Here is a 12669-nt window from a genome sequence, read left to right as displayed (position 1 = left end):
ACGACCGAAACAGTCGTCCAAAGCGCTCAATTCCCTCGTTTTTCCGCCGAACATTACACCTTCAGCATCTCTTGAGCTTTTTCCCAGTCGAGCAGATTCCCTACGAAGAACGAACCGAACTCGCCGTAGCGCGCGCTGACTTCGTCGAAACGCATCTCGTAGATCAGTTTCTTGAACTGGAGCGCGTCGTCCGAGAACAGCGTCACGCCCCATTCCCAATCGTCGAAGCCGACGGAACCGGTGATGATCTGTTTCACTTTGCCCGCATAGCTGCGTCCGATCAGGCCGTGGCTGCGCATCATCGATTTGCGTTCGTCCATCGACAGCATGTACCAGTTGTCGTTCAGATCGCGTTTTTTGTTCATCGGATAGAAGCAGATGTAAGCCGATTTCGGCAGTTCCGGTTTGAGACGCGCCACGACGTGCGGGTTCTGCATCGGATCTTCGTCTTCTTTGCCCAGATAGTTGCTCAGTTCCACGACGCTTACGTAGGAATATTCTTTTTTGGTAAACTTGGCGAAATCGGTCTTGTTAAACGCCGTTTCGATCCGGTTCAAGTCTTCCAACGTCTCGCGCAGATACATGAACACGAAATCCGCTTTCTGGCCGACGACGGTATAGACCGCCGTGCTGCCTTGTCCGTCTTGCGCCGTTACGGCGAATTCCCGCATGAATTCTTCGAGGTCTTCCATCGCGCCCGCGCGTTCTTCCTGATCGGCCGCTTTCCAACGCGTCCAGTCGATCGAACGGAAATCGTGCAGACAGTACCAGCCTTCGAGCGTCAGCGTAGCTTCGTTCATCTTATTCGTTCACTCCTCAATCGGATTGTATGGTGGAGATTTTCACAAGCTTTCCCGCAAAAATCGATCCTTCGAAATCAAGTCCCGTCTATCGCCGAATCGGCGTTTCCGGGAACTCCCATCTTCCATTGTAACGCAGGGGAGAAGGGCAGGGCAATTCAAGCTTGCGGAAAAAAAAAGAACGATATCTTCGGAGCGAGGCCGCGAACGAATCGTACCTTGATCGCTTAAGCGGTTAGGTTGCGTCCCTCGAAAACCTTAAATTCAATGCGGTCAAGGTACTCGCCAAGCGGAACTCGCGTTCGCAAAAAGCTGCGAATTTCGAAGCGCTGAAGCTTGCGGACACGAGGCCGTCGGCTATTCGCGGAATTTTGGTTTCTTTCCGCGCTTTTCTGTCGGAGGAATTGTGGTAAAATAGAGAAGCTCCAACGAACCTGTCCACAGCAAGGGCGCGTTCCGCGGAGCACGTCTATTTTCAGAAGCAATTTGCAAGGACAAGGGGGACATCCGCCGATGCGCATGAAAAGCCTGCTGCACTACACGGAACATCACCGTTATTATACCTACCGAGACTTTAGCTTAAGCAGCTTGGATGAGCGCATGCTGACCCTCGTTTATCAGCCGATGGTGGGCGCGTCCGCCGTCGCGTTGTATCGCCTGTTCGCTCAGCATCTTCCGGCCGAACAGACGGGATACTCCAAGCCGGAACAGCAGCGGAGCCTGTTCCTGACGCTCGGAATCGAGCCGAACGATCGCGGCCGCACGCTGATGATCGAGAGTGCTTCGAAGCTGGAAGCGGTGGGGCTGCTTCAGACCCATCGTCTGTACCTGCCGGAGCAGGATAATTATATGTACGAATACGAATTGCAGCAGCCGCTGCCGCCGTCGGATTTTTTCGCCACGCAGCATTTGACGCTGCTGCTCCGCGACCGAATCGGCAAATTTGCCGTGTTGGCGCTGCAAGAGCGTTTTTGGAGCGGAGAACCGGAAGAATTGGGCGAGATCGGCCGTTCGGCCAAAGAAAACATTTCGCAGCCGTTCTACGAGATCTTCGAACTCAACACGCATGTCATCGACTACGAGCTGGAACAGGCGCTGACCGAAGCTTCGCCTGCCCGCCGGCCGAGCCGCAATATGCCCGCCGAGGAGCCTTTGTTCGATTATTCCGACGTGATCCTGCATTTCCCGCGCGGTTCGCGCAACCGGACGTTCGTCGAAGGACTGCGGCATAATCGGGAGCAGATGTCGATGATCAATCACGTGGCCCGCAAGTTCGACCTGAACGTCGAAGATATCGTCAGACTGTTGGACGAAGAAGGCATCTTCAGCAGCGAAGGCGAGCTGCTGCTCGACAATCTTCAGAATCGGGCCAATCTGACCTTCCGCCAGACGGCCAAACGGACCGAAGAACGCCAACTTCGCGCGGCCCGCGCCGTTCGCCCCGAAGAGCCGGCCGCGCCGGATACGCCGGTCGAACATGCGGTGGAGATGGAATATTATCTGGAAGTGCCGTCGCAGTTCCGGTCGAAATGCGATATTCATCAATACAATATGCTGCTTCGCAACGAGCCTTACACCGGCCTGCTGCGCAACTTTTTCCCCGGCGCGGTACCGGGGCCGTGGCTCGACATGTTCGGCAAGATCGACCTCAGCTACAAACTGCCGGGCGAAGTCATCAACGTGCTGATCCATTATCTCGTCACGCTGCTCGGCAAAGACGGCGAACAACGGATCAGCCGCAACTTCGTCGATTCGATCGCCTCCAATATGCTGCTTCGCCAGATCGACACCTACGAGAAAGCCGTCCGCTATATCCGCGATCAGGACAACCCGGCCCGCAAAGCCTCCGCTACGAGCGGCGGCCGCGCGCGTACGCAGAGCAAAGCTTCCCGAGGCAAACCGGAACTGCCGATCGTACAGAACACCCCGGTCCAGACCGCCGTGAGCGACGCCGAATTCGCCGAATACGTGCGCCTGGCCGAAGAGATGAAGGCGAGCAAGAACAAACCTCAGCCTTAAACGGAGCTATGAAAACACTAGAAGTTGAAGCTCCTGCGAACAGGATTTTTAAAGAAGTAAAAAATCCTTCGCCCAAGCGGAGTGATTGCGGAGAAAAGCGACTTTTGGATTTCCTTTCCCTGAGGACGCTTAGTCCGAAGGCAGAAACCAAGCCGGAGCGTTCTCCGCAATCACGGAGCGCCCCGGAAACCAAGCCGGAGCGTTCTCCGCAATCACGGAGCGCCCCCAGAAAGGAGGAGGAACCCACCCGTGGGAATGGATTCGATCGGCGACGTGCTGAAGCAGTTCGGCGGTTCGCGCATCCGTCAGCAGACGGAAGATTTGAAGAGCCGAATTCTGAACGAGCCCGACGTGCGCCAACTCAGGCTGCGTTATCCGGAATTGACGGAACAAGAACTCACGCGCAACCTGAGCCGGCTGTACGAATATATGAAGGAAAAACAAAACTGCGCGAATTGCCCGGGGCTGGAGAATTGTCCGAACGATTTTCAAGGCCATTATACGAAGTTGAACGTTGACGACGTGAACGGCCAGCTTCGGATTCGCGATTCCAAATCGCCGTGCAATCTTCAGCTTGCCCATGAACGCGACCAGCAGATCAGCAGCCGGATTCGCAGCTTCTACGTGGACGAACGCGCGCTTCAGGAAGGCTACGACGAAGTCGAGATCATGCTGAAAGACCCGGCGCGTTCGCCGGCCGTCGGTACCGTCTTCCGGTATATCAACGAGACGAAGACCGTCGGACTGCCCAAAAAAGGCTTGTACCTGGAAGGCCCGTTCGGAACGGGCAAAACGTACTTAATGTGCTACCTGCTGCATGAACTGGCGAAGCAGGGCCATTCCGGCGCGATCGTCTATATGCCCGATTTCGTCGAAGACGTCAAATCGATGATCCAAGACGGCGAGAAGCTGCGCGATACGATCGAGCTGATGAAAGAGACGGATCTGTTGATCTTCGACGATATCGGCGCGGAAAATATGGGACCGTGGGTACGCGATCACGTACTCGGTTCGATCCTCAACTACCGCATGAACCGCAAGCCGACTTTTTACACGTCCAATTATTCGTTGTCCGATCTGGAGAAGCATCTCAGCTTCACGAACAAAGACGGCGAAGAAGCGTACAAAGGCCAGCGGTTGATGAACCGGATCTCGCCGTTCGTGGAAGTCGTCCGCGTGCTGGGCGAGAATAAGCGAGGTTGACTTCTTCATCAAATCTTCACTTACAAAATGTAATTTATTTATAAAAGAATACAATAAGATGTTTCGGTAACCGGATTTTCGTGTTATAATTGACAGGTAGATCATCGCAAGTTATGTTTAGTTATGCGATTTATGATAAATTTGATGCAATATAAGGAGGAATTTTCCGTGGCTATCGTAAATGTAACGGACCAAAATTTCGGAACGGAAGTAGAAACCGGCGAAGGTACCGTACTGGTGGACTTCTGGGCACCGTGGTGCGGACCTTGTAAGATGCTGGCTCCGATTCTGGACGAATTGGACGGCGAAGTCGGCGAGAAAGTAAAAATCGCGAAAGTGAATGTCGACGACAACCCGGAAACGGCTTCCCGTTTCGGCGTCATGAGCATTCCGACGATGATTTTCTTCAAGGACGGACAACCGGTCGACAAACTGATCGGCGTGAACTCCAAAGAAGCGCTGAAAGGCGTACTGGCTAAACACGAGTAATCTCTTACGCCCGTCGATCGTCTCCGGCATCGGAAGACGAAGCGGTCAAGCCCCCGGCACATGCCGGGGGTTTTTGCGTCCGTCCGAAAAGACGCGGCGGCGCGGCAGGAGAGCGAATGTTCGGGTTTCCGTGTGCCGCGCGCGTTTTTGACGTATAATAAAAAGGGTAATTCAACCCAAACAAGGTATCGCAGATCGAGAAGCCGTACGCATACAGGGAGGTCGAATACGGATTGGATACGCACCTCGAAACCATTCAGGAGCAGGAAAAAGCGATGGTACACATTCGGGACAAACTGGCGCTGCTGCCGGAACTTCCCGGTTGTTACCTGATGAAAAATAGAGAAGGCACCATCATCTACGTCGGCAAAGCCAAGATTCTCAAAAACCGCGTCCGCTCGTATTTTACCGGCAGCCACGAAGGCAAAACGCAGCGGTTGGTGGCGGATATCCGCGACTTCGAATATATCGTCACGGCCAGCAATATGGAAGCGCTCATTCTGGAGTGCAATCTGATCAAGCTGCATCAGCCGCGCTACAACGTGCTGCTCAAAGACGACAAGACGTTTCCGTATATCAAGATCACGAACGAACGCCATCCGAAGCTGGAAGTCACGCGCCGCGTGCTGAAAGACAAAGCCAAATATTTCGGACCTTATCCGAACGCGTACGCGGCGCAGCAGACCAAGAAGCTGCTCGACCGGATGTATCCGCTGCGCAAATGCGGCGTCATGCCCAAAGAAGTCTGCTTGTACTACCATATGGGACAATGTCTCGCGCCGTGCGTCAAAGACATCGACAAAGAGCAGTATGACGGCATTCGCGACGAGATCGCGCGTTTCCTCGGCGGCAGCCACGAAGAGATCAAAAAAGAACTGCGCCGCAAGATGGAAGAAGCCGCCGAAGACCTGTATTTCGAGCGGGCCAAAGAACTGCGCGATCAGATTCTGAACATCGAAGCGGTCATGGAGAAGCAGAAGATCAACGCCACGGACAAAAAAGACCGGGACGTGTTCGGCTATTCGGTCGATAAAGGCTGGATGTGCGTGCAGATTCTCTATATCCGCCAAGGCAAAATGATCGAACGGCACGCGTCGAGTTTCCCGTTCTACGGCGAAGCGTACGCCGATTTCTTGTCTTACGTCGCGCAGTATTACAGCGACAACCCCGCGCTGCCGCAGGAGATTCTGCTGCCTTACGACGAGAAAGGCAACAGCCCGATCGAAGGTTCGGATCTCCCGCTCGCGGGAGCTTCGCGCGCGGACATCATGGCGGCGAACGAGGCCGCCGACGCGGACGGAGACGACGGCGACGAGGATTCGTCGGGCGAAGCCGCGGAAGCGGCGCAGGCGGGCTTGGCCGCGGATCGCGGCGGCGCGCTCGCGGGCGCCGCAGAGGCCGGCGAAGCGGCCGGGTATAACGGTGGCGCGGACGAAGCGCTGCCGCTCGCGGCGGAAGCGAAGGCGGAGTATCTAGCCGCCGCGTCCGCGGAAGAAGCGGGCGCAGCCGCGCCGGAAGGGCCGCAGGCCGAAGACGGGCAGCCGGAAGACGCGCGCGGCGCGTCGGGGCTGGGCGACCTGAACGGAGCCGCTGCGCTTGAGCAGTGGCTGAACGTCAAAGCGCTCGTGCCGAAGCGCGGGTCCAAACGCAAGATGGTGGAGATGGCGTGCGAGAACGCGCGCGTCTCGCTGGAAGAGAAGTTCCGCTTGATCGAGCGGAACGAAGAACGCACCAGCGGCGCGGCCGACCGGCTGGGCCAAGCGCTGGGCTTCGACGGCCTGCACCGGGTCGAAGCGTTCGACAACTCGAACATTCAGGGCACGAATCCCGTGTCGGCGATGGTCGTCTTCCTCGACGGCAAGCCGGCGAAACAGGAGTATCGCAAATACAAAGTCCGCACGGTCAAAGGCGCGGACGATTACGCGACGATGCGCGAAGTGATCCGCCGCCGCTACGAGCGCGTGCTCAAAGAAAATCTGCCGCTGCCCGATCTGGTCTTGGTCGACGGCGGCAAAGGCCAGATCTCCGTCGCGATCGACGTGCTGGAGAACGAACTGGGTCTGAGCGTTCCGGTCGCCGGGCTGGTCAAAGACGCCAAGCACCGGACCGCTCAGCTCATGAGCGGCGATCCGCCCGAAGTGGTGCCTCTGCCGCGCGACAGCGAAGAATTCTATCTGCTTCAGCGCATCCAAGACGAAGTGCACCGCTTCGCGATCTCGTTCCACCGCGAACAGCGGGCCAAATCGATGGTCGTTTCCCGGCTCGATTCCATCCCCGGGATCGGGGAGAAACGCCGTCAGACGCTGCTTAAGCATTTCGGTTCGCTCAAGAAGATCCGCGAAGCGTCGGTCGAAGATTTCCGGCCGCTGTCGATCGGCGACAAGCTGGCTCGGCAGATTCTCGACGCGCTCAAAGACGAAGCGTAAACGCGGCAAGCTTTAAGCCGCGTTAAGCCGCGCGTCAGAGCGGAATCGCCGTTACGTGCGGCTTTTCCGCCGCGATCGACGCCAGACCGCCGATCGCGGCGGAACCGGGCGTGCAGCGCTTTGCCTCGGCCTGCCTTTACTTTTTCGATCCGCCCCGATATAATGGTCAGTAATTGTATAGGATTTACCCGGAGGAGCCTGCCAACAGCGGGCTCTTTTTGCGTTTTTTTAAGAGGTAAAGCAAGGGTAATAGAGAGAAAATGCAAAATTGGAGGTCGGATGATGGAGAGCAAAACGCATAACGAAAGCATTCTGGTCTGCGTACACTACGGGCCGCACGGACAGCGGTTGATCCAGCGCGGCAGCCGGCTCGCGAACCTGCTCGGCGCGCCGCTTCGGGTGCTGACGGTCGATCCGGCGAGGCAGGAGACTTACAGTCCGGAGAAAGAGTTATATCTGTCGGCATGGCGGAAGCAGACGGAGGAAGCCGGCGGCGAATTCATGCAGCGCAAATGCGGCGGCAATCAGAAAACGGCCGACGTGATCGCCGAAGCGGCGAAAGAAACGGGCGTGACCCAGATCATCGTCGGACGGGCCAGCCAATCGTTCTGGCACGAGATCACGCACGGCGATTTCGTGGACGACCTGCTCGACCGGATCGGCGCGATCGATCTGCATATCGTCGCCGTGCAGCGGTATCCGGAGATGCTCGAAGAGACGCATGAAAAAGGATTTCCCGCGCTGCTCGTTCCGCGAGGCGGCCGTTATGTCCTGCTGTCCGAAGGCAAAAGCATCGCGGATAAAAAACTTCCGGAAAAATCGTTGGAAGGCTTGTTTTTCCGCGAATTGGATACCGATTTCGACAGCGGATTATTCAAAGTCGTGAAGAACGGTCAAGCCGAATATCTGAAAATCGTGCAAGGCGAATGGTTCGAAAAATAAGCCGGCCATTCGTTTGAAGGAAGGAGGAACGCTCAAACGTGCTGCATGTCTTGATTTTGATTCCGTTTCTGTGGGCGGCCTTGATTCCGCTGATGCGCGCGCTGCCCCGCATTCATCCCGGTTGGGCGGTGCTGCCTGTCCCGGCATTGCTGTTCGCGTACCTGCTTAGCCGGATTCCGGCAGTTAGCGGCGGCGAGTCCGAATTCGTCTCGCTGCCGTGGATGCCGGATCTGGGGATCGACCTGTCGCTGACTCTCGACGGTTGGAGCCTGCTTTTCGCTCTGTTGATTACGGGCATCGGTTCGCTCGTCGTCTGGTATTCCATGTTCTACATGGGCAAGAGTTCGGAGTCGATCCGTCATTTCTACGTGTATCTGCTGATGTTCATGGGGGCTATGCTGGGCGTGGTCTTGTCGGACAATCTGATGGTCTTGTACGCGTTCTGGGAATTGACGAGCATCGCTTCGTTCCTGTTGATCGCGTTCTGGTACCGGCGCGAGCGTTCGCGGTACGGCGCGCTGAAGTCGATGCTGATCACGGTGTTCGGCGGCCTCGCCATGTTCGCGGGCTTCAATCTGCTCTACGGCATGACCGGCACCTACAGCATTCGCGAGATCGCCGCGCAGGCCGCCGACCTGTCCGGACAGTCTTTATTCCTGCCCGCGATGATTCTCGTACTGCTCGGCGCGTTCACCAAATCGGCGCAGTTTCCGTTCCATATCTGGCTGCCGGACGCGATGGAAGCGCCGACGCCGGTCAGCGCCTATCTCCATTCGGCGACGATGGTGAAAGCGGGGCTGTATCTGGTCGCCCGCATGAGTCCGATCTTCGCCGGCGGCTCCGAATGGTTCTGGATCGTCTCGCTGACCGGCTTGATTACGCTGCTGTACGGTTCGTTCAAAGCGATTCGCCAAACGGATCTCAAAGCGCTGCTCGCTTATTCGACGATCAGCCAATTGGGCTTGATCATGAGTCTGCTCGGCGTCGGTTCGGCGGCCGCTTTCTACGACGATCCGGCGCGGGCCGCGTTCTTCGGCTTGGCGACGACGGCGGCGGTGTTCCATCTGATCAACCATGCCGTGTTCAAAGGTTCGCTGTTCATGGTCGTCGGCATCGTCGATCATGAAGCCAACACGCGCGATCTGCGCAAACTGGGCGGTCTGATGAAACTCATGCCGGTTACGTTCGCCATCGCGCTGATCGGTTCGTTCTCGATGGCCGGCCTGCCGCCGCTTAGCGGATTTCTGAGCAAAGAAATGTTCTTTACCGCGATGGTCAATATTTGGGAATTCGATGCCGCCGGCGCGCAGTCTTGGATGCTGCTGCTTCCGATCGTCGCTTGGGTTGCCAGCGTGTTCACGTTCGTCTACAGCATGATTCTGGTATTCAAGACGTTCGGCGGCCGAGTCAAAGCGGATAAGCTGGACAAACTGCCGCACGAAGCGTCGGCGGGGCTGCTCGCCGCTCCGATCCTGCTCGTCTCGCTGGCCGTCGTGTTCGCGCTCATCCCGAATGCTTTGGCGTCCGCTTTGATCGACCCGGCGACTGCCGCGATCCGCGGAAACGGCTTGACGGCGGAAACGGCCCATGTCTCGATCCATTTCTGGCACGGCTGGACGCCGGAACTGTTCATGACGCTCGGCGTCGTACTGCTCGGCATCCTGCTGTACCGGACCTATACCCGCTTCAGCCTGCTCGACCGCGAATGGAGCGGACGGGATACGTTGAACCGCGCGTACAACGGCGGATTGTCGCTGCTCGAAAACGGCGGCCGGCGAGCGACCGATCTCTACATGACGGGTTCGGTGCGCCGTTATCTGATCTATATTCTGCTGTTCTTGGCGGTTTCGCTGTGCGGAACGCTGCTGCTGTCGCCGAATATCCGGCTCGGCATGGACGATTACGCGCCGATCACGTTCTACGAAGTCGCGATGGTGATCGTGATGCTGGCCGCAGCGGCGGCCGTGCCGTTCGCCCGTTCGCGGGTCAACGCGATCTTGTTCACGGGCGCGGTCGGCTATATGGTCACGGGGTTGTTCCTCGTCTTCCGCGCGCCGGATCTGGCGCTGACGCAGATGATCGTGGAGACGGTGTCCGTCATCTTGTTCCTGCTCTGCTTCAAATTCCTGCCGAAGCTGAAGCGGGAAAAAGAGAAGCCCGTTTTCAAATGGACGAATCTGATCGTCGCCGGAGGCGTCGGCGTCACGATGACGCTGGTCGCGCTGGCGGCGATGGGCAGCAGTCCGTTCGAACCGATCTCGGAATATTTCCTGCGCGAGAGCTACGAATCGGCCGGCGGCAAGAACGTCGTCAACGTCATTCTCGTCGATTTCCGGGGCTTCGATACGTTGTTCGAAATTATGGTGCTCGGCATCGCTTCGCTGGGCATTTACGGATTGATCAAGCTTGGCGTCAAAACGAATCCGAACGGCGGACAGGCAGCAGGTTCTTCTTCGGGCCGATCGGGATTCCCGCTCGTCTCGAACGACGTGATCCTGCGCACCATGTCCCGCGTGATCGTGCTGATCATCATCGCCTTCTCGCTGTATCTGTTCTTCGCAGGGCATAACGATCCGGGCGGCGGCTTCATCGCGGCTCTGATGACGGCGGCCGCGCTGATCCTGCTGGCAGTATCGTTCGGCATGGATACGGTCCGCCGCGTCATCCGGGTGAATTACCGTATTCTGACCGCGATCGGATTGAGCATCGCGATCTTGACCGGGACCGGATCATTCGTATTCGGCGTTCCGTTTCTCAGCCACGCTTTCGGCCATTTCCATCTGCCGATTCTCGGCGATACGGAACTGGCGACGGCCGTCTTGTTCGATCTCGGCGTCTATCTGGCGGTCGTCGGCGTCGTCATGAATATCATCTTTACGATAAAGGGGGAAGACTGACATGGAATGGATCATGGCGATCGCCGTCGGCACGCTGTTTATGATCGGCATCTATCTGATCTTGACCAAAAGCCTACTGCGGGTCATTCTGGGCACTTCCCTGCTGACGCACGGCGTCCATCTGCTGCTGCTCACTATGGCGGGGTTGAAGCGCGGAGACGCGCCGGTGCTCGGCGGCGGAAGCGGCGCTTATGCCGACCCGCTGCCTCAAGCGCTGATTCTGACGTCCATCGTCATCAGCTTCGGGGTAACGGCGCTGTATTTCGTACTGGCTTACCGGGCATATCAGACGCGCGGCACGGACGAGATCGACGGCAGCGATGCCGAAGGCAAGGAGGCGGACTCTTGAACAATTTGCTGGTGCTGCCGGTCCTGCTGCCTATGGCCATTGCCGTATTCTTGATGTTTTTCCGCCGGAAGATCGCGCTTCAGCGCACGGTCGGTTTCATCGGCGGAATCGCGAATATCGCGATTGCGGCCGCGATCGTGCTGCGCGTGCGTTCGGGAGGAATCCAGACGCTCGAACTGGGCGGCTGGGCGCCTCCTTACGGCATCGTGTTCGTGGCGGATATGTTCGCGGCGCTGCTGGTGCTCGCCGCTTCGATCACCGGTTTCGCCGTGCTGCTGTATTCGTTCGCCAGCATCGGCAGGGAGCGGGAAGAGCATTATTATTACGCGTCTTTTCATTTTCTGCTGGTCGGCGTCTACGGTTCGTTCATGACGGGCGATATCTTCAACCTGTTCGTTTTCTTCGAAGTGATGCTGATCTCGTCTTACGCGCTGATCACGCTCGGCGGTTCGAAGAAGCAGATGCGCGAAGCGCCTAAATATTTGCTCATCAATATCCTGTCGTCCACGCTGTTCGTCGCGGCCGTCGCGTATCTCTACGCCGCGGTCGGCACGCTGAATATGGCGCATCTGTCGCAGCGGATCGCGGAAGCGGGGCAGGGCGGCGTACTGAACGTGATCGCGGTGTTGTTCTTGATCGTGTTCGCGCTCAAAGCCGGGCTGTTCCTCTTCTTCTGGCTGCCGGGGGCTTACGGAGCGCCGCCTTTCGCGGTGCGGGCTCTGTTCGGCGCGCTGCTCACGAAAGTCGGGCTATACGCGATCGTGCGCACGTTTACGCTGATCTTCCCGAACGATCCTTCGTTCACGAACGCTTGGATCGTCGGCATGGCCGCGGCCACGATGATTCTGGGCGGCATCGGCGCGGCGGCGTATCGCGATATTCCGCGCATCTTGAATTACAACGTGCTGATCGGCGTCGGCTTCGTCGCGTTCGGTCTGGCGACCGGCACGCGCGACGGGATGGACGGGGTCGTGTTCTACATGCTGCACGATATTTTGTCCAAAGGCTTGATGTTCGTGCTCGGCGGCATGCTGATCTCGGCGGCCGGAAGCGACAAGCTGGACCGCATGGGCGGGCTGATCCGCAGCCGTCCCGGGCTCGGTTGGATGTTCTTCGTTCTCGCGCTCGCTTTGACCGGGATTCCTCCGCTCAGCGGATTCGTAGGCAAAGTGCTTATCGTGCGCGGCGGCCTGGAAAACGGCATGCTGACGCTCTCGCTGGTCGCGCTCGCATCCAGTCTGCTGACGCTCTATTCGCTGATCAAGATTTTCCGCGAAGCGTTCTGGGGCACCGAGCCGGATCTTGACGAAGAAGACGCGGACGAAGCGGAGGAAGAGTCGGAATACGCGGAATCGGGCAGCCGTTCCTCCCGAGCGTCCGAATCGGGCGAGCGCCCGGCGTTCGCCGGCATCTCCGCCGTGCTGCTTATGCTGCTCGTCGTCGGTATGGGACTGGCGGCGAACGGCGTTTACGGCTTCGCCGGCCAGGCCGGCGCGACGTTAGATAATCCCGGCCTCTACATCGAAGCCGTATTGAAGGAGTAG

The 12669-nt window shown here is 57.8% G+C and carries 9 protein-coding genes; 8 read left to right on the top strand and 1 reads right to left on the bottom strand.

Annotated features, from left to right (window positions below):
* Nucleotides 1-53: 53 nt before the first annotated feature.
* A complete protein-coding gene (gene hemQ / locus CDO73_RS11395; RefSeq protein WP_088488658.1) occupies nt 54-800 on the bottom strand; it encodes a hydrogen peroxide-dependent heme synthase in 747 nt (248 codons plus the stop codon).
* A 513-nt stretch (nt 801-1313) separates the two neighbouring features.
* On the opposite strand from hemQ, the gene CDO73_RS11390 reads away from it, so the two are divergent.
* From CDO73_RS11390 to CDO73_RS11355, 8 genes are all read left to right on the top strand, one after another.
* Nucleotides 1314-2819 (top strand): replication initiation and membrane attachment family protein, encoded by a 1506-nt coding sequence (locus CDO73_RS11390; RefSeq protein WP_088488657.1) that lies wholly within the window; start codon nt 1314-1316, stop codon nt 2817-2819.
* A gap of 255 nt (nt 2820-3074) precedes the next feature.
* Nucleotides 3075-4022 carry a primosomal protein DnaI gene (gene dnaI / locus CDO73_RS11385; protein ID WP_088488656.1) on the top strand — a complete coding sequence of 316 codons (948 nt, stop codon included), beginning with the start codon at nt 3075-3077 and terminating at the stop codon, nt 4020-4022.
* Between the two features lie 168 nt (nt 4023-4190).
* Nucleotides 4191-4511 carry a thioredoxin gene (trxA, locus tag CDO73_RS11380; RefSeq protein WP_088488655.1) on the top strand — a complete coding sequence of 107 codons (321 nt, stop codon included), beginning with the start codon at nt 4191-4193 and terminating at the stop codon, nt 4509-4511.
* A gap of 233 nt (nt 4512-4744) precedes the next feature.
* Nucleotides 4745-6937: an excinuclease ABC subunit UvrC gene (gene uvrC, locus CDO73_RS11375; RefSeq protein WP_306437526.1), complete on the top strand. Its 2193-nt coding sequence runs from the start codon at nt 4745-4747 to the stop codon at nt 6935-6937.
* Nucleotides 6938-7219: 282 nt separating this feature from the next.
* On the top strand, nt 7220-7879 hold the full coding sequence (locus CDO73_RS11370; RefSeq protein ID WP_088488654.1) for a universal stress protein: 660 nt from the start codon (nt 7220-7222) through the stop codon (nt 7877-7879).
* A gap of 38 nt (nt 7880-7917) precedes the next feature.
* The gene (locus CDO73_RS11365) at nt 7918-10776 is read left to right on the top strand and encodes a Na+/H+ antiporter subunit A (protein ID WP_088488653.1); all 2859 of its coding nucleotides are present in this window, start codon (nt 7918-7920) and stop codon (nt 10774-10776) included.
* A 1-nt stretch (nt 10777) separates the two neighbouring features.
* Complete coding sequence (locus CDO73_RS11360) at nt 10778-11125, top strand: Na(+)/H(+) antiporter subunit C (protein WP_088488652.1); 348 nt, start codon at nt 10778-10780, stop codon at nt 11123-11125.
* Nucleotides 11122-12669, top strand: coding sequence for a Na+/H+ antiporter subunit D (locus CDO73_RS11355; protein ID WP_088488651.1), 1548 nt, complete (start codon nt 11122-11124; stop codon nt 12667-12669). Before CDO73_RS11360 ends, CDO73_RS11355 begins: the two co-directional genes overlap by 4 nt.

Origin of the sequence: Saccharibacillus sp. O23 (genome assembly GCF_002205895.1) — a bacterium.
Classification (GTDB): Bacteria; Bacillota; Bacilli; order Paenibacillales; family Paenibacillaceae; genus Saccharibacillus.
Note: the sequence above shows the minus strand (reverse complement) of the source record. Positions and strands in the feature narration are given on the sequence as shown.

Coding starts and splice junctions, on each gene's coding strand:
- hemQ (WP_088488658.1), bottom strand. CDS start 800: ATGAACGAAGCTACGCTGACGCTCGAAGGCTGGTACTGTCTGCACGAT.
- CDO73_RS11390 (WP_088488657.1), top strand. CDS start 1,314: ATGCGCATGAAAAGCCTGCTGCACTACACGGAACATCACCGTTATTAT.
- dnaI (WP_088488656.1), top strand. CDS start 3,075: ATGGATTCGATCGGCGACGTGCTGAAGCAGTTCGGCGGTTCGCGCATC.
- CDO73_RS11370 (WP_088488654.1), top strand. CDS start 7,220: ATGGAGAGCAAAACGCATAACGAAAGCATTCTGGTCTGCGTACACTAC.
- CDO73_RS11360 (WP_088488652.1), top strand. CDS start 10,778: ATGGAATGGATCATGGCGATCGCCGTCGGCACGCTGTTTATGATCGGC.